At 60.9% G+C, this 15,822-nt stretch carries 18 protein-coding genes; 12 read left to right on the top strand and 6 right to left on the bottom strand.

All coding sequences use genetic code 11. The features are described 5' to 3' along the window. Positions 1-61 precede the first annotated feature (61 nt). Both rhtA and LCH64_RS27530 read left to right on the top strand, forming a co-directional pair. Complete coding sequence (gene rhtA / locus LCH64_RS27535; protein WP_226501895.1) at positions 62-949, top strand: threonine/homoserine exporter RhtA; 888 nt, start codon at positions 62-64, stop codon at positions 947-949. Between the two features lie 169 nt (positions 950-1,118). Then, on the top strand, positions 1,119-1,400 hold the full coding sequence (locus LCH64_RS27530) for a hypothetical protein (RefSeq protein WP_007965435.1): 282 nt from the start codon (positions 1,119-1,121) through the stop codon (positions 1,398-1,400). 1 nt (position 1,401) lies between these two features. On the opposite strand, the gene LCH64_RS27525 is transcribed toward LCH64_RS27530, so the two are convergent. Next, entirely contained in the window at positions 1,402-1,980 is a 579-nt protein-coding gene (locus tag LCH64_RS27525; RefSeq protein ID WP_103486599.1) for a TetR/AcrR family transcriptional regulator, read from the bottom strand. Between the two features lie 92 nt (positions 1,981-2,072). Here LCH64_RS27525 and LCH64_RS27520 point away from each other — a divergent pair, with 92 nt between their 5' ends. Continuing rightward, positions 2,073-2,801: an SDR family oxidoreductase gene (locus tag LCH64_RS27520; protein ID WP_103519756.1), complete on the top strand. Its 729-nt coding sequence runs from the start codon at positions 2,073-2,075 to the stop codon at positions 2,799-2,801. 37 nt (positions 2,802-2,838) lie between these two features. After that, the gene (locus LCH64_RS27515) at positions 2,839-3,435 is read left to right on the top strand and encodes a 2-hydroxychromene-2-carboxylate isomerase (protein ID WP_226501894.1); all 597 of its coding nucleotides are present in this window, start codon (positions 2,839-2,841) and stop codon (positions 3,433-3,435) included. A 49-nt stretch (positions 3,436-3,484) separates the two neighbouring features. Here the strand turns inward: LCH64_RS27515 and LCH64_RS27510 are convergent, their stop codons facing one another. The 4 genes from LCH64_RS27510 to LCH64_RS27495 form a co-directional block, all read right to left on the bottom strand. Further along, the gene (locus LCH64_RS27510; protein ID WP_226501893.1) at positions 3,485-5,293 is read right to left on the bottom strand and encodes an aminopeptidase P family protein; all 1,809 of its coding nucleotides are present in this window, start codon (positions 5,291-5,293) and stop codon (positions 3,485-3,487) included. A gap of 55 nt (positions 5,294-5,348) precedes the next feature. After that, positions 5,349-6,515 (bottom strand): aminotransferase class V-fold PLP-dependent enzyme, encoded by a 1,167-nt coding sequence (locus LCH64_RS27505; RefSeq protein WP_226501892.1) that lies wholly within the window; start codon positions 6,513-6,515, stop codon positions 5,349-5,351. Between the two features lie 205 nt (positions 6,516-6,720). Then, positions 6,721-7,335, bottom strand: coding sequence for a LysE family translocator (locus LCH64_RS27500; RefSeq protein WP_003226640.1), 615 nt, complete (start codon positions 7,333-7,335; stop codon positions 6,721-6,723). A gap of 101 nt (positions 7,336-7,436) precedes the next feature. Continuing rightward, the gene (locus tag LCH64_RS27495; protein ID WP_103486595.1) at positions 7,437-7,694 is read right to left on the bottom strand and encodes a hypothetical protein; all 258 of its coding nucleotides are present in this window, start codon (positions 7,692-7,694) and stop codon (positions 7,437-7,439) included. Positions 7,695-8,086: 392 nt separating this feature from the next. On the opposite strand from LCH64_RS27495, the gene msuE reads away from it, so the two are divergent. The 4 genes from msuE to LCH64_RS27475 all read left to right on the top strand — a co-directional run bounded on the left by msuE (position 8,087) and on the right by LCH64_RS27475 (position 12,251). Then, positions 8,087-8,650, top strand: coding sequence for an FMN reductase (msuE, locus tag LCH64_RS27490; RefSeq protein WP_201136976.1), 564 nt, complete (start codon positions 8,087-8,089; stop codon positions 8,648-8,650). Positions 8,651-8,660: 10 nt separating this feature from the next. Further along, positions 8,661-9,806 (top strand): FMNH2-dependent alkanesulfonate monooxygenase, encoded by a 1,146-nt coding sequence (ssuD, locus tag LCH64_RS27485; RefSeq protein ID WP_003226647.1) that lies wholly within the window; start codon positions 8,661-8,663, stop codon positions 9,804-9,806. A 128-nt stretch (positions 9,807-9,934) separates the two neighbouring features. After that, positions 9,935-11,122, top strand: coding sequence for an acyl-CoA dehydrogenase family protein (locus LCH64_RS27480; RefSeq protein WP_226501891.1), 1,188 nt, complete (start codon positions 9,935-9,937; stop codon positions 11,120-11,122). A 25-nt stretch (positions 11,123-11,147) separates the two neighbouring features. After that, positions 11,148-12,251, top strand: a complete 1,104-nt coding sequence (locus LCH64_RS27475; RefSeq protein ID WP_226501890.1) for a sigma-54 dependent transcriptional regulator — start codon at positions 11,148-11,150, stop codon at positions 12,249-12,251. On the opposite strand, the gene LCH64_RS27470 is transcribed toward LCH64_RS27475, so the two are convergent. Beyond that, complete coding sequence (locus tag LCH64_RS27470) at positions 12,248-12,613, bottom strand: antibiotic biosynthesis monooxygenase (protein WP_226501889.1); 366 nt, start codon at positions 12,611-12,613, stop codon at positions 12,248-12,250. The two genes, LCH64_RS27475 and LCH64_RS27470, sit on opposite strands and share 4 nt — an antisense overlap. 95 nt (positions 12,614-12,708) lie before the next feature. Between LCH64_RS27470 and soxR the strand changes: the two genes are divergently transcribed. The 4 genes from soxR (at position 12,709) to LCH64_RS27450 (ending at position 15,810) form a co-directional block, all read left to right on the top strand. Then, entirely contained in the window at positions 12,709-13,158 is a 450-nt protein-coding gene (gene soxR, locus LCH64_RS27465) for a redox-sensitive transcriptional activator SoxR (protein WP_003226652.1), read from the top strand. Between the two features lie 103 nt (positions 13,159-13,261). After that, entirely contained in the window at positions 13,262-13,720 is a 459-nt protein-coding gene (locus LCH64_RS27460; protein ID WP_003226653.1) for a VOC family protein, read from the top strand. Between the two features lie 239 nt (positions 13,721-13,959). Further along, complete coding sequence (locus LCH64_RS27455) at positions 13,960-14,835, top strand: alpha/beta fold hydrolase (protein WP_226501888.1); 876 nt, start codon at positions 13,960-13,962, stop codon at positions 14,833-14,835. A gap of 24 nt (positions 14,836-14,859) precedes the next feature. Beyond that, complete coding sequence (locus tag LCH64_RS27450; protein WP_226501887.1) at positions 14,860-15,810, top strand: LysR substrate-binding domain-containing protein; 951 nt, start codon at positions 14,860-14,862, stop codon at positions 15,808-15,810. The last annotated feature ends 12 nt before the right edge of the window (positions 15,811-15,822 follow it).

The raw sequence follows: 15,822 nt of genomic DNA, 5'->3' as shown, positions 1-15,822 counted from the left end.
AGCAGTATATTGCCCAAACCCAAAGCAACACCCTGCTCTCACCTTCGGATGATGCCTCGCAATGACTGACCAACCTCGCTCTCTGGCCTCAACGCTGTTCCCGGTTGGCCTGTTATTAATCGCCATGGCTTCCATCCAGTCCGGCGCCTCTCTGGCCAAAAGCATGTTCCCGGTGGTTGGCGCCCAAGGGACGACCACCCTGCGCCTGGTTTTCGCCAGCGTTATCATGCTGTTGCTGCTGCGCCCATGGCGCGCCAGGCTGACCGCTCAATCCTTGCGCACGGTGATCGTTTACGGAATGGCGCTGGGCGGGATGAACTTCCTCTTCTATATGTCACTGCGCACCGTGCCACTGGGGATCGCAGTCGCACTCGAATTCACTGGCCCGCTGGCCGTCGCCATTTATGCCTCGCGCCGCGCAATCGACTTTCTCTGGATTGCCCTGGCAGCGGTCGGCCTGCTGCTTTTGATCCCGACCGGAGCGACATCAGCGGGAATTGATCTGGTTGGTGCCGGTTATGCCTTGGGCGCCGGCGTGTGCTGGGCGCTGTACATTCTGTTCGGCCAGAAGGCCGGTGCCGACAACGGCGTCACGACTGCGGCCCTCGGCGTGATGATCGCCGCATTATTCGTCGCACCGATCGGCATCGTGCATGCCGGTGCAGCGCTACTCACCCCGTCGCTGATCCCGGTCGCCATCGGCGTCGCCATCCTCTCAACCGCCTTGCCCTATACGCTGGAAATGGTCGCCCTCACCCGCATTCCAGCCCGCACCTTCGGCACCTTGATGAGCATTGAACCGGCCTTTGGTGCGCTGTCGGGGCTGCTGTTTCTGCAGGAATACCTCACGCTGTCACAATGGATGGCAATCCTCTGCATTATTCTCGCCTCGGTCGGAGCAACCATGACCATGGGCAGTTCCGCCAAGCCCGCCATTGCGGCAGATTGAAACAGGATTTGACGAAGGTCTGGCAATTGGCGTTCATTTAGGCCATGTTTAGGCCCCTTAACTCAGTGCCAGGCATGGATTTTTTCGGATAGGGATATCGAACCGCTTAAAGCGCAGGCGAATACAGGCAGACCCGAGCGCCAGACTCGCGGCTACCATAAGGACGGTAATGAAACGAATTTTGATACTGATCGCTGTATTGGCAGTAGCGGGGTGCGCAGCGACCTCCAAGACCCAAGTGAAGCACGGTAAAAAAGGGCTACACATCAACTGTTCCGGGCTGTCGTCCTCTTGGGACAAGTGCTACACCAGCGCCGCCAATGCTTGCGCCCCAAAGGGCTACAAAGTCATCGCCAAATCAGGGGACGCCGTGGAAGAGCCAGGCGACTACCCATTCGGTCTCAATCCGGCCGGCTATACCAGCCGCAGCATGATCGTCATCTGCAAATGAATCATTCTGGCTGCTCGCCTCGTCGAGCAGCCAGCTGACGCCCGATCTCCTCATGACTGGACTTCAATACCGTCCGTTGAATGTCCGGTGTCACCAGCATCCTCGCTACCACCAGTGCCCCGACACATTGCGACAGAATCGCCCATGCCAGGCTGTCGCTCTCCAGAATCTGTGCCCAACTGGCTTGCAGCCGACAAATCCACAACTCTGCCTGCTCACGAACCTGATCATCTGAACGGGCAATTTCCGCGCCCAGCGTCGGCAAGGCGCAGCCCGATTCTGGCTGCTCTACGTGGGCCATGCTCAGGTATTGTTTGAGACAGCGCTCCAGCCGCTCACGATCCTGTGCTCCCTGCCCTCCGAGTCGTTCCAGGCTTTGACACAGCTCGCGCTCGACGATGGCCGTGAACAGCGCGTCTTTCGAAGAGAAGTGACTATAGAAAGCTGCGCCACTGAGGCCGATAGCCTTCATCAAACCATCGACCCCGACAGTCGAAAAGCCCGAACGCTTGGCTGACAGCGCGCTGCTGTTCAGCAGTTTTTCTCGGGTTTCCAGCTTGTGACCAGCGGAATACCGCATGTACTTGCCCTCTTTATCGACCGCCTTGACGTTATCCGGATCCTAGCATAACGTTCGTTCACTTAACGATCGTTTACTAAAGGGATTCACCCATGAATAACAAGAAGGTCGTATTAGTGGTTGGTGCCGGTGATGCCACGGGCGGAGCGATTGCCAAGCGTTTTGCCAAAGAGGGTTTTGTCGCTTGCGTCACCCGCCGCAGCGCCGACAAATTGCAGCCGCTGGTCGACGCGATTAAGGCCGAGGGTGGCGAAGCACACGGTTTTGCCTGCGATGCGCGCAAGGAAGAAGACGTCATTGCCCTGATTGAAGACATCGAAACCCGCCTCGGCCCGATCGAAGCGTTTGTCTTCAACATCGGCGCCAACGTGCCTTGCAGCATTCTTGAAGAAACCGCACGCAAGTATTTCAAGATCTGGGAAATGGCCTGTTTCTCGGGTTTTCTCAATGCCCGCGAAGTGGCCAAGCGCATGGTCACCCGCAAACGCGGCACCCTTCTGTTCACCGGCGCCACCGCCGGGCTGCGTGGTGCTTCCGGATTTGCCGCATTTGCCGGCGCCAAACACGGTATCCGTGCACTGGCGCAAAGCATGGCGCGCGAGTTGGGCCCGATGAACATCCATGTCGCCCATGTAGTGGTCGATGGCGCCATCGATACCGACTTCATCCGCAACAGTTTCCCCGAGAAGTACGCGACCAAGGATCAGGACGGCATTCTCAACCCCGAACATATCGCCGAAAACTATTGGTACCTGCACAGTCAGCCACGGGATGCCTGGACATTCGAGCTGGACCTGCGCCCCTGGAACGAACGCTGGTAAGCCCCTCCTCCATAACAATAATCAGAGAGCAGCGAAGATGACGAAAACCGTGGAGTTCTATTTCGACCTCGGCAGCCCTGCCACCTACCTGGCCTACACCCAGTTGCCGAAGATCTGTGCCGAGACCAACAGCCAGCTGATGTACATCCCGATGCTGCTGGGCGGTGTGTTCAAGGCGACCGGCAACGCCTCACCGGCAATGATTCCGGCAAAGGGCCGCTACATGTTTCAGGATCTGGATCGCTACGCCAAACGTTATGACGTGCCGCTCAAGTTCAATCCGCACTTCCCGATCAACACGCTGACATTGATGCGTGCCGTCACCGGGATACAACTGCACCAGCCAGAACGCTTTCAGGCGTTTATCGATTGTCTTTTCAAGGCGCTGTGGGTGGAGGGGCGCCCTCTCGATGAGCCGGCCACCGTCGCTGCGGTATTGAGCGAACACGGCTTCGCCCCCGATGAAGTACTGGCCCTGACCGACGACGAATCGGTCAAGGCTGTACTCAAGAAGAATACGGAGACAGCGGTAAAACGCGGCGTGTTTGGTGCGCCGAGCATGTTCATCGGCAACCAGATGTTCTTCGGACAGGACCGGCTCGACTTCGTCGAAGAAGCCCTGCGCCAAGCCTGAATCAGCAGCAGAACTCAGGCGCTGGCAATAGCGCCTGAGCTTCAACCATTCAGATCGCCGCTGTGCGCGTGTTCAGCCACTCCAGCGCGGCCCCCTCAAGCAATGGACTCAGACGCTCACGCACTTCGGCATGGTAGGCGTTGAACCACTGCTTCTCTTCCTGCGTCAGCAAGGACGGCTCCAGGCAACGCGTGTCGATCGGGCACAGGGTCAGCGTTTCAAACTTGAGGAACTCGCCGAACTCGCTGCTTCCCGCCTCGCGGTTCATTGCCAGGTTCTCGATCCGCACGCCCCAACGACCCGGACGATAGGTGCCCGGTTCAATCGAGGTGATCATCCCCGGTTGCATCGCCGTTTGCGGTGCCGGTGCTGCCTGATAGGCGATCACCTGCGGGCCTTCGTGCACGTTGAGGAAATAGCCGACCCCATGCCCGGTGCCGTGACCGTAATCCACGCTTTCCGCCCAGATCGGCGCACGCGCGATGGCATCGAGCAACGGCGAGAGAATGCCTTTCGGGAATTGCGCTCGAGACAGAGCGATCACGCCCTTGAGCACGCGAGTGCAGTCACGCTTCTGCTCAGCCGTCGGCGTACCCACCGGCACCATTCGAGTGATGTCGGTGGTGCCACCGAGGTATTGGCCTCCCGAGTCGATCAGCAGCAAACCGTCGCCCTCGATCACCGCGTGTTCTTCTTCGGTGGCGTGATAGTGCGGCATTGCACCATTGGCATTGAACGCGGCAATAGTGTTGAAGCTCAGCGACACGTAATCCGGACGGCGCTCACGGGCAGCGGTGAGTTTTTCATCGATGGTCAGTTCGGTGATGCGCTCGCGGCCCCAGGCCGATTCCAGCCAGGCGAAGAATTCGCACAACGCCGCGCCATCCTGCTCCATGGCCTTGCGGATGTGCTGAGCATCGGCCTCGCTTTTTTGCGATTTGGCGAGGGTGGTCGGGTTCAAGCCTTCGATCAGTTTCACCGCACTGTCCAGGTTATGCAGCAAACCGCTGGTCACCCGCGCCGGGTCCACCAGCAGGCTCGCGCCGCTCGGTACAGCGCGCAAGGCGTCGGCGACTTCACGGTAATCGCGCAGGGTCACGCCGTCCCGTTCCAGCACCGCACGCAGCTCGGCATCGACTTTGCTCAAGGCCACGAACAGTGTTGCTTGCTGTTGATTGATCAACGCAAAAGAAACAAACACCGGGTTGAACGACACGTCGCCGCCACGCAGGTTGAACAGCCAGGCGATGTCATCGAGGGTGGCGATGAAGTGCCAATCGGCGCCGCGCTCCTGCAGGGTCTCGCGCAGTTTGGCGAGTTTTTCGCCACGGCTGACCGTCGCTTGCGGTGGCAGATGTTGATAGATCGGCGCGTTCGGCAGGCTCGGGCGGTCAGCCCAGACTTCATTCAACAGGTCGATGTCGGTGCGCAGACGCGCGCCGCGGGCTTCGAGCTTGCTGCTCAGGGTGCGCGCCGAAGCCACGGCCATCACCGCACCGTCGACCGCGACTACGCCACCTTCCGGGGTCTGCTCGGCCAGCCAGTCCAGCGGGCTCGGCTGCCCCGGTTGCAGCTTGACCAGTTCGATGCCGCTGCCCTTGAGTTCCTTGGTCGCCTGTTCCCAATAGCGACTGTCGGCCCAGACCCCGGCGAAATCAGCAGTCACGATCAACGTGCCAACCGAACCATGGAAGCCCGACAGCCATTGCCGCCCCTGCCAGTAGCCCGGCAGGTACTCCGACAGGTGCGGGTCAGCCGATGGCACCAGCAACGCATGAATGCCTTCGCGGCGCATCAGTTCACGGGTGTGCGCCAGGCGCTGGGGAACCGTTCCTTCGGTCAAAGTCTGGGTACTCATCATGTCTCCTGCCAATCACTTCATCGTTATTGTTCGTAGCCGTATAAACGGCTGGTTAAAGCCCTGTCGCCCAGAATGCCGGGGCACTGGCGCAGGCGCTTTTGATCAGTTCTGCCGCCTGATCGATATCGTCGGCGGTGGTGAAGCGGCCAAGGCTCAGGCGAATCGTGCGACCGGCCAGCCGTGCGTCGTGCCCCAGCGCCAGCAACACGTGAGAGGGTGTGTTGCTCGCCGAATTACAGGCCGAGGTCGCGGAAAAAGCGATCGAATGGCTCAAGGCTGCGCTGTTGAACTCACCTTCGCTGAAGGTCAGGCTCAAGGTATGCGCGATGCGCTGGCTGGCGCTGCCGTTGAGGCGCACGCCCGGCAGGCTCAGCAACTGCTCAAGCAACCGCTCACGCAGCGCCACGATGGACTTTTTCTCGGCATCGAATTCGGCAGCCGCCAAGGCGAATGCCGCGCCCATGCCGGCGATCTGATGCGTCGCCAGAGTCCCGGAGCGCAGCCCGCCTTCGTGGCCGCCGCCATGAATCTGCGCCTGCAAACGCTGTTGCGCGCGGGGGCCGACATACAACGCGCCGATGCCTTTTGGGCCATAGAGTTTGTGCGCCGAGAACGACATCAGGTCCACCGGCCACTGCTGCAGATCAATCGCCACTTTGCCGGCGCCCTGAGCGGCATCGACATGGAACAACGCCCCACGGCCGCGCACCACTTCACCGATGGCCGGGATATCGTTGAGCGTGCCGAGTTCGTTGTTGACCAGCATCAACGACACCAGAAAGGTGTCGTCGCGCATTGCTTCGCTGACCGCTTGCGGGGTGATCAGACCCTCGGCGTCCGGCACCAGATAGGTCACCGCGAAGCCGGCATCCTGCAATTGCCGGGCGGTATCGAGGATGGCTTTGTGTTCGATCTGACTGGTAATGATGTGGCCACCGGCAACGCCGCGCGCCTGGGCCACACCCTTGAGGGCGAGGTTGTTGGATTCGGTGGCGCCGGAGGTCCAGACGATCTGCGCAGCCTCGGCACCGACCAGTTCGGCGACTTGCCGACGGGCCTGCTCGACCGTTTGCCGGGCCTGCTGGCCGAAGGCGTGGGAGCTGGAAGCCGGGTTGCCGAAGTTACCGTGAAAACCCAGACAATCGATCATCACCTGGATGACCCGCTCGTCCACCGGGGTGGTGGCGGCGTAATCGAAATACAACGGACGTTTATTCATAAAAGACTCGCAGAGCGTGTTCCGGGATCAGGAGGCTCGTGTCTGCAAACGGCACAGCGCAGCCTTGTGAGCTGCGCCTAGGTTCGAGACCGTCATCAATACCTGATCGGATGCCGTTAAAGAAGAACAACTTCATTTAAAAGTGCGTAGGAACGCTCCTGAAGTCGAGCTTAACAGGCATCGGGCCGGCGGTTGAAGCAATGCGTCAGTGAAAGCTTTCGAGAAGCAGCGGGTACAGCGAAATCACCAACAGCGCCGCCATGCCCCAGTTGAACACGCGCAACCAGCGCGGGTCCTTCAGCACATTGCGCAGCAGCGTGCCGCACGCCGCCCAGACACCGACGCTGGGCAGGTTGATGATGGCGAACACCGCGGCGATCACCACCACATTGGTGAAATAACCCTGCATCGGCGTGTACGTGCTGATGGCACCGATGGCCATGATCCAGGCCTTGGGATTGACCCATTGAAACGCGGCGGCACCGAGATAGCTGATCGGCTTGGCCTCACCTTCGACGCCCTCGCCTACCGGTCCCGAATGGGCGATTTTCCACGCCAGGTAGAGCAAATACGCGGCACCGAGATAGCGCAACACGGTGTAAAGAATCGGGTAAGTCTGGAACACCGCGCCGAGGCCAAAGCCCACTGCGACCACCAATACGAAGAAACCGCAGGTAATGCCGAGCATGTGAGGAATGGTGCGGTTGAAGCCGAAGTTCACGCCCGATGCCAGCAACATGGTGTTGTTCGGCCCCGGTGTAATCGAGGTGACAAGGGCAAACAGGGCAAAGCCCAACAGCAGATCAAGCGAGAGGGTCATGGGAGCAATCCGTCGGGGGTCATTCAGGTGTTGACCCTATCGCACGGCAGCCCGCAAACCCACGGACAGTTACGCGAAAATAAGAGCAGTACAGTTTTCGATTAACTTGGACGACCGTGCAGCTGTATCGCACGTCCGGCGCTCATTTCAGCTTTCTTGTCGAATTGCGATTCGCCCAGCAGTGCCGCTTTCTTCGCGTGATATTCATCGAAGGACAAGCCGCTGCGGTTCAGCGCTTCCATCGCCAGTTCGCGGGTTTCTTCGGCGGTGTATGGCCGTTGTTCGGGGGCAACGTGGGTCGCGCAACCGGCAAGTACGGAAACAGCGAGCAGCAGCGAAACAGTCAGTAAACGATTCATGGGGAGCGTCCTGGCGAGCGGTGGTAGTCGATGGACAAAGGCTACGCCCGCGACCGTGCGGGCAAAAATCAACGCTCTCAATAGTGGCTATCAGGATTTCAGCTTTAACGCCCTCATATCTCCTAACGATCTATAAATATCGATTAACGTTCTTTTACGGAATAACCAGCAGCCGCTATAAATCCCTGCACGCGGCGAACAACTGTTGCTCCAGCAACTGTTGCCCAGGCAACAGCAGATCAACAAACCCGCCTGATATCTGCACAACCGACTCACGCCAGAACGCTCAAGCCCAGGTAATCCGGGCCTCTCAGGAATTGGTACAGCGCTTGCTCAAGCCTTGGCACTTACTCACTGCTCGCTGAGCAACTGTTGATAAAAAGGAACTCATCATGTCGCGTCCCCTGAAAGTCGTCGCCCTCTCCGGCGGCACCTGGCGTCCATCGCGCACTCTGGTGCTGACCCAAGCGCTGTTGGCCGAGTTGGCTGGGCATTTGCCAGTCGAGAGTCATCTGATCGAACTCGGCGATATCGCCCGCCCACTGGGCAGCGCTCTATCGCGTCAGGAGCTGAGTGCCGAGGTCGAGGCCGAACTGCAAGCCATCGAACAGGCCGATCTGCTGATCGTTGCCGCGCCGGTGTATCGCGGTTCCTATCCGGGCCTGCTCAAGCATTTGTTCGATCTGATCGACCTCAACGCGCTGATCGACACCCCGGTGCTGCTCGCCGCCACCGGTGGCAGCGAGCGCCATGCGCTGGTGCTCGATCACCAGTTGCGTCCGCTGTTCAGTTTCTTCCAGGCCGTGACCCTGCCCATTGGCGTGTACGCCACCGAGGCCGACTTCGCCGATTACCAGATCACCAGCGAACCGCTGAAAGCGCGGATTCGCCTGGCTGCCGAACGCGCCGCGCCACTGTTCGGCACGCAAATCAAACCGTTGCTGAAAATCGCTTAAGGAGCTGCTCATGGATGTTTTCTGGTTCCTGCCGACCCACGGCGACGGCCATTACTTGGGTACCACCCAAGGCGCGCGCCCGGTCACCCTGAATTATCTGAAACAAGTGGCGCAAGCCGCCGACAGCCTCGGCTACCACGGCGTGCTGATTCCCACCGGGCGCTCCTGCGAAGACTCGTGGGTGATCGCTTCGGCGCTGGTGCCGTTGACCGAACGTCTGCGTTATCTGGTGGCGATCCGTCCGGGGATCATTTCGCCAACCGTTTCGGCGCGCATGGCGGCGACACTCGATCGACTGTCCAATGGCCGCCTGCTGATCAACGTGGTGACCGGCGGCGACCCCGACGAAAACCGTGGCGACGGCAGCTTCCTGAGCCACAGCGAACGCTACGAAGTCACCGACGAATTCCTCAAGATCTGGCGCCGCGTGTTGCAGGGCGAATCGGTGGATTTCGAAGGCAAGCACCTCAAAGTACAGAACGCCAAGGCCCTCTATCCGCCAGTACAGAAACCGTATCCGCCGCTGTATTTCGGCGGCTCGTCGGACGCGGCGCACGACCTGGCCGCCGAGCAGGTGGACGTATACCTGACCTGGGGCGAACCACCCGCCGCCGTCGCCGAAAAACTCGCCGATGTGCGCGAGCGTGCAGCACGCCACGGGCGCAAGGTGAAGTTCGGTATTCGCCTGCACGTGATCGTTCGCGAGACCGCCGAAGAGGCGTGGAAGGCTGCGGACAAATTGATCGAACACATCAGCGACGAGACCATCGAGGCGGCACAGAAGTCCTTCTCGCGCTTCGATTCCGAAGGTCAGCGGCGCATGGCGGCGTTGCACGATGGTCGTCGCGACAACCTGGAAATCGCCCCCAATCTGTGGGCCGGCGTTGGTCTGGTACGCGGCGGTGCCGGTACGGCGCTGGTGGGCGATCCGCAGCAAGTGGCCGCGCGGATCAAGGAGTACGCCGACCTCGGTATCGAGAGTTTTATCTTCTCCGGTTATCCGCATCTGGAAGAAGCGTACCGCTTTGCCGAACTGGTGTTCCCGCTGTTGCCCGAGCCGTACGCAAGTCTGGCCGGACGCGGCGTGACCAATCTCACCGGGCCGTTTGGCGAAATGATTGCCAACGATGTGTTGCCCGGCCAAGCCAAGGCCTGAAAACGCCCATTGTAGGAGTGAGCCTGCTCGCGAAAGCGTGTATCTGCGACGGTGATGTCGACTGTGCTGACCACATCGCGAGCAGGCTCACTCCTACAGAGGATTGCATCGATTTTGAGGAACACCGTGTGACCGCCAAACCACAAAGTACCCTGCTCTCCCCGCTGCAGACTGCCCGCCAGTTGGCCGCTGAATTCGCCCTCACCGCCGTCGAGCGTGACGAGCGCGGCGGCACGCCGAAGGCCGAACGCGATGCCCTGCGCGACAGCGGCCTGCTGGCCCTGAGCATTCCCACCCGTTACGGCGGGCTCGGCGCGACATGGAGCGAAACCCTGCAGATCGTGCGCGAGTTCGCCAAGGTCGACAGTTCCATCGCCCACGTCTTCGGCTTTCATCACCTGATGCTCGCCACCGTGCGTCTGTTCTCGCGGCCGGAACAATGGCAGCCGTGGTTCGAACAGACCGCGCGACAGAACTGGTTCTGGGGCAACGCCCTCAACCCGCTCGACACCCGCACCGTGGTCAAGGATTTCGGCGGTTGGCGCGAGTTTTCCGGGAAGAAAAGCTTCTGTTCCGGCGCCAGCGATTCACAAATGCTGATCGCCTCGGCCGTCGACGAAAGTGCCGGCGGCAAATTGCTGATCGCGGCGATCCCCAGCGGTCGCAGCGGCATCACCCTGCACGACGACTGGAACAACATCGGCCAGCGCCAGACTGACAGTGGCAGCGCCACGTTCGAGCGGGTGCGGGTCGAAGAGTCCGAGCTGCTGCTTGATCCCGGCCCGTTGAGCACACCGTTCGCCTGCCTGCGTCCGCTGATTGCGCAATTGACCTTCACCCATATGTTTCTCGGCATCGCCGAAGGCGCTTTTGAAGAAGCCCGGCAATACACCCTGAGCGAAACCCGTCTCTGGCACAAATCCGTAGCCCGCAATGTGCGTGAAGACCCGTACGTGCTCGCGCATTACGGCGAGTTCTGGGTCGCGCTGGAAGGCATTCGCCTGCTGGTCGAACGGGCCGCCGCGCTGCTCGACGAGGCCTGGGCCAAAGGCCCGAACCTGACCGCAGAGGAACGTGGACATCTGGCCACGGCGATTGCCACCGCCAAGGTCGCCGCCAGTCGTCAGGGGCTGGAGATTTGCAGCCGCTTGTTCGAAGTCACTGGCGCGCGTTCGACCCTCGCCTCGCTGCGCCTCGACCGGCACTGGCGCAACCTGCGCACGCAGACCCTGCACGACCCGCTCGATTACAAACTTCATGAGCTGGGCGACTGGGCGCTGAATCAGGCGCTGCCGGTGCCGACGTTCTATTCCTGATCTTGCCTTTAATGGAGCGAGTCCCATGCAACTGCTGACCCTTCCGCCCTCACCCGCTCTGGCGACGTCGATCCGCGCCACCGCGCAGGTCTTCGAAGACCCCAAGTCCCAGGCCCTGCTCGCGCATCTGCAACAGGTCGCGCCGAGCGAAGCCAGCGTGCTGATCATTGGCGAGACCGGCACCGGCAAAGAGCTGGTGGCGCGGCATATCCACAATCTGAGTAACCGCCGGCATCGGCCGTTTGTCGCGGTCAACTGCGGTGCGTTCTCCGAATCGCTGGTGGAAGCCGAGCTGTTCGGCCATGAAAAAGGCGCCTTCACTGGCGCCCTCAGCGCCAAGGCCGGGTGGTTCGAAGAGGCGGATGGCGGCACCTTGTTCCTCGACGAAATCGGTGATTTGCCGATGGCGATTCAGGTCAAGTTGCTGCGGGTGTTGCAGGAGCGCGAAGTGGTACGCCTCGGCTCGCGCAAAAGCATTCCGATCGATGTGCGCGTGCTGGCCGCGACCAACGTGCAACTGGAGAAAGCGATCAATGCCGGCAACTTCCGCGAAGACCTGTTTTACCGATTGAACGTGGTCAATCTGGAACTCAGTCCGTTGCGCGAGCGGCCCGGTGACATCCTGCCGCTGACCCGGCATTTCATCGAGGCCTACAGCCAGCGCCTGGGTTACGGACGGGTCAGCATCAGCCCCGGCGCCGAACAGAAACTGCGCAGCTACAGTTGGCCGGGCAACATCCGCGAACTGGAAAACGTCATCCATCACACCCTGCTGATCTGCCGCAACGGCGTGATCGAGCGCGACGATTTGCGCCTGTCGAACCTGCGCATCGAGCGCCCGGACGATCAGCAGTCGAGCACCGACGACTCACCGGAAGCGTTGCTGGAGCGGGCCTTTCAAAAACTCTTCGAACAACAGGCCGGCGCCCTCCACGAAAAAGTCGAAGATGCCCTGCTGCGCGCCGCCTATCGCTTCTGCCATTACAACCAGGTGCATACCGCCGCGCTGCTCGGTCTGAGCCGCAACGTCACCCGCACGCGATTGATCAAGATCGGCGAACTGGCGGTGAACAAGCGGCGACTCACGGAGAACCTGCACGGTGAACGCCTGATTCAGTTGTCGATCTAGCCCACCAGATTGCAGTGCAGCGCATCGTCATGACTGCGGGCGATGCTGCTCAACACCTGGAACGAATTGAAGGTCACGGTTTTCGCCTGATGGGCGCGGATCAACTGCCAGAAATCCTGCTCACCGCTTTCATAGCGACAAAACGCCGCCTCTCCTGTCTCACGGCTCTGCCATTGCAGCAAGCTCAGCACCCGCCGACCGTCGTCGCTGACCTGGACGCTGGCGCTGACGAAGCCTGCGTAGCGCTGCGCCAGATGTTCGCTCTGCTGCGACAGCGCCGAGACCAATGCCGGTTGCTGGCGCGGCTCGATCTCGAATTCGATCAACTGGGTAAAACTGCGATTTTTCACTGAAGTTTGCATGAGAAGTCCCCACTCATCGTAAGACGAGTCTTGCGACTCGAAGGCCTGCAGGGTAAAACCTCTAGTTAAGTCAAGGTCAAGAGTCATTTTGCAAAATGATCACCAAGGAAAACCTGCACAAGCAACTCACCGTGGGCGAAGTCGCAGCGCGCAGCGGTGTCGCGGTCACTGCCCTGCACTTTTATGAATCGAAAGGCCTGATCAAGAGCCAGCGCAATGCCGGCAATCAGCGGCGCTATCCACGGGAAGTCTTGCGTCGGGTGGCGTTGATCAAGGTCGCGCAACGCCTGGGCATTCCGCTGGCGGAAATCGGCGAGGCACTGAAAATCCTCCCGGACGACCGTGCCCCGACGGCGGCGGACTGGAAAGTCCTGTCCGAACAATGGCGGCGCGAGCTGGACGAGCGAATCAATCAATTGACGTTGTTGCGCGACCGGCTGACCGGTTGCATCGGTTGCGGTTGCCTGTCGATGGAGGCCTGCCCGTTGCGCAACCAGGGCGATGTGCTCGGTGAGCAGGGACCGGGGGCGCATTTTCCGGACTGACGGCTCGTCGGGGAAAAATGCTGGCCGCGCAGACAGTTCTATAGTGAATCCTCCACAAATCCGGTGGAGTTCCACCCCGAAAACAAAGAACAGGGAGAACGTCATGAGCGTCAAACCCATTCCCGAGGGGTATCACAGCATTACCCCGTATCTCGGCATCCTCAAGGCCGCCGAGGCCATCGAGTTTTACAAAAAAGCCTTTGGTGCGACCCAGGTCATGCGCCTGGACATGCCCGACGGGCGCATCGGCCACGCCGAACTGCGCATAGGCGATAGCGCGATCATGCTTGGTACGCCGTGCGATCAAGGACCGTTGAGCGGCCCGGACAACGCGGTGTCGGTCGGTCTGCATCTGTATGTCACCGATGTCGACAAGTCCTTTCAGCGAGCGCTGGATGCCGGGGCGAGTGCGGTGTCGGAGGTCAAGGATCAGTTTTATGGTGATCGCAGCGGGACGCTGAAGGATCCCTATGGACACGTGTGGTTTCTGGCTACGCGCAAGGAGGATCTGACCGAGGAGCAGATCAAGCAGCGGGCGATGGAGATGTTCAGTCAGGGTTGAGATTTTCAGCGTTTGGGCTGGCCTCTTCGCGGGCAAGCCCGCTCCCACAGGGATCTCTGGTGTTTATACAATGGGTGTCACACAGAAAAACACTGTGGGAGTGGGCTTGCCCGCGAAGGGGCCGGCACTGCCGACACACATCACACTTCATGAACCACCACACCACGCTTCAACCCTTGCCCCGAATGCCGAACACTTTCAGGATGCATCCCACACGCACCTGAACAAGGATCAGCCCGATGTTTGCCGGATTCGTCAAAGACCAGCGCCACGTCAACGGCGTCGACATCGCCTACCGCCTCGGCGGCAGCGGCCCGGGGCTGTTGCTGTTGCACGGGCACCCGCAGACCCACGTGATCTGGCACAAGATCGCGGAACAACTGGCCGAGCATTTCACCGTGGTCGCCGCCGACCTGCGCGGTTATGGCGACAGCGCCCGACCGGCTGCCGATGAACAACACCGCAACTATTCAAAACGCGAAATGGCCAGAGATAACGTCGCGTTGATGCAGGCGCTGGGGTTCGAACAGTTCTCAATTCTGGCCCACGACCGTGGCGCCCGGGTCGCCCATCGCCTGGCCCTCGACCACCGCGCTGCGGTGCAACGGATGATGCTGTTGGACATCGCCCCGACCCTGGCGATGTACACGCAGACCAACGAAGCGTTCGCCCGCGCCTATTGGCACTGGTTCTTCCTGATCCGCCCGGCGCCGCTGCCGGAAACCCTGATCGAAGCCGATCCCGAAGCCTATCTGCGCAGTGTGATGGGCAGCCGCAGCGCCGGACTGGCGCCGTTCACCGAGCACGCGTTCGGCGAATACCTGCGCTGCCTGCAACGTCCCGGCAGCGCCCGGGGCATCTGCGAGGACTACCGCGCCAGCGCCAGCATCGATCTGGAACATGATCGTGCCGACATCGCCGCCGGCAATCAGCTTGAACTGCCGCTACGCGTATTGTGGGGCGCGGAAGGCACGGTCGGGCGCTGTTTCGACCCGCTCAAGGAATGGCAGCAAGTGGCAACCAGGGTCAGCGGCAAGGCGCTGCCGGGCGGGCATTATCTGGCCGAAGAAGTGCCGGAACTGCTGCTCGCCGAGGCGCTGGATTTCCTGCGCTGAACCGAGCCGTTCCTGGCCGATGCTATGCTGGCGGCTTGTGCCGCCAGTGCTCGCTCCCACATGTCCCAGAACAAAGACACCGTGCCCCTGCCCGAAGACTTGCGCGTGCTGCTGACCGTGATCCGCAAGAACGGTTTCGCCGCTGCCGCCGATGAGTTGGGCCTGTCCCCGGCCTACGTCAGCAAACGCATCCAGATTCTCGAATCGACCCTCGGCACCCGCCTGCTGCACCGCACCAGTCGCCGGGTGTCGCTGACCGAGGACGGCGAGCGGGTGCAGCGCTGGGCCTTGCGCATCCTCGATGATTTCCAGCAACTGCACGACGACCTCGCCGACGCCCACGACAGCCCGCGCGGGCGTTTGCACATCTGCAGCAGTTTCGGCTTCGGTCGCAACCATGTGGCGCCCGCCGTTTCGCGGCTGGCCGAACGGCACCCGCAATTGCAGATTCGTCTGGACCTGTTCGACCGCGCAGTGGACATCGTCAACGAGGGCTTCGATCTGGAAATCCGCGTCGGCGACGACCTGCCAGGCCAGCACATCGGCCGGCAACTGGTGAGTAATCGCCGGGTGCTGTGCGCTGCGCCCGAATACCTTGAACGCCGAGGCACCCCGCAGACCCTGGACGATCTGCAACAACACGACTGCCTGGTGATCAAGGAGCGCGACAACGCCTTCGGCGTCTGGAATCTGGACCGCAACGGCACGCAGGAAAGCGTCCGGGTCAGTGGGCCGTTGTCTTCCAACCACGGCGAGATTGTCCTGCAATGGGCGCTCGACGGACGCGGCTTGTTGCTGCGTTCATTGTGGGATGTAAAACCGTTGCTGGAACAGGGCCGACTGGTGCCGGTGCTGACCGATTACAGCCAGAGCGCCAATGTCTGGGCGGTGTACCCGACGCGGCTGGCCAACTCCGGCAAGCTGCGGGCGTGTGTGGAGTTTTTGCAGGGGCATTTCAAGGGTCTTTCTCTCTAACCCAAACACCAC

The organism is Pseudomonas sp. MWU16-30322 (assembly GCF_020515535.1).
GTDB lineage: Bacteria > Pseudomonadota > Gammaproteobacteria > Pseudomonadales > Pseudomonadaceae > Aquipseudomonas > Aquipseudomonas fluorescens_H.
Note: the sequence above shows the minus strand (reverse complement) of the source record. Positions and strands in the feature narration are given on the sequence as shown.

What these genes read in the sequence shown, in the direction of transcription:
- LCH64_RS27460 (WP_003226653.1), top strand. Translation starts at nt 13,262, where the DNA reads ATGAGCGTCAAACCCATTCCCGAGGGGTATCACAGCATTACCCCGTAT.
- LCH64_RS27500 (WP_003226640.1), bottom strand. Translation starts at nt 7,335, where the DNA reads ATGACCCTCTCGCTTGATCTGCTGTTGGGCTTTGCCCTGTTTGCCCTT.
- LCH64_RS27450 (WP_226501887.1), top strand. Translation starts at nt 14,860, where the DNA reads ATGCTGGCGGCTTGTGCCGCCAGTGCTCGCTCCCACATGTCCCAGAAC.
- ssuD (WP_003226647.1), top strand. Translation starts at nt 8,661, where the DNA reads ATGGATGTTTTCTGGTTCCTGCCGACCCACGGCGACGGCCATTACTTG.
- msuE (WP_201136976.1), top strand. Translation starts at nt 8,087, where the DNA reads ATGTCGCGTCCCCTGAAAGTCGTCGCCCTCTCCGGCGGCACCTGGCGT.
- LCH64_RS27455 (WP_226501888.1), top strand. Translation starts at nt 13,960, where the DNA reads ATGTTTGCCGGATTCGTCAAAGACCAGCGCCACGTCAACGGCGTCGAC.
- rhtA (WP_226501895.1), top strand. Translation starts at nt 62, where the DNA reads ATGACTGACCAACCTCGCTCTCTGGCCTCAACGCTGTTCCCGGTTGGC.
- LCH64_RS27505 (WP_226501892.1), bottom strand. Translation starts at nt 6,515, where the DNA reads ATGAATAAACGTCCGTTGTATTTCGATTACGCCGCCACCACCCCGGTG.
- LCH64_RS27470 (WP_226501889.1), bottom strand. Translation starts at nt 12,613, where the DNA reads ATGCAAACTTCAGTGAAAAATCGCAGTTTTACCCAGTTGATCGAATTC.
- soxR (WP_003226652.1), top strand. Translation starts at nt 12,709, where the DNA reads ATGATCACCAAGGAAAACCTGCACAAGCAACTCACCGTGGGCGAAGTC.
- LCH64_RS27530 (WP_007965435.1), top strand. Translation starts at nt 1,119, where the DNA reads ATGAAACGAATTTTGATACTGATCGCTGTATTGGCAGTAGCGGGGTGC.
- LCH64_RS27510 (WP_226501893.1), bottom strand. Translation starts at nt 5,293, where the DNA reads ATGAGTACCCAGACTTTGACCGAAGGAACGGTTCCCCAGCGCCTGGCG.
- LCH64_RS27495 (WP_103486595.1), bottom strand. Translation starts at nt 7,694, where the DNA reads ATGAATCGTTTACTGACTGTTTCGCTGCTGCTCGCTGTTTCCGTACTT.
- LCH64_RS27525 (WP_103486599.1), bottom strand. Translation starts at nt 1,980, where the DNA reads ATGCGGTATTCCGCTGGTCACAAGCTGGAAACCCGAGAAAAACTGCTG.
- LCH64_RS27515 (WP_226501894.1), top strand. Translation starts at nt 2,839, where the DNA reads ATGACGAAAACCGTGGAGTTCTATTTCGACCTCGGCAGCCCTGCCACC.
- LCH64_RS27520 (WP_103519756.1), top strand. Translation starts at nt 2,073, where the DNA reads ATGAATAACAAGAAGGTCGTATTAGTGGTTGGTGCCGGTGATGCCACG.
- LCH64_RS27475 (WP_226501890.1), top strand. Translation starts at nt 11,148, where the DNA reads ATGCAACTGCTGACCCTTCCGCCCTCACCCGCTCTGGCGACGTCGATC.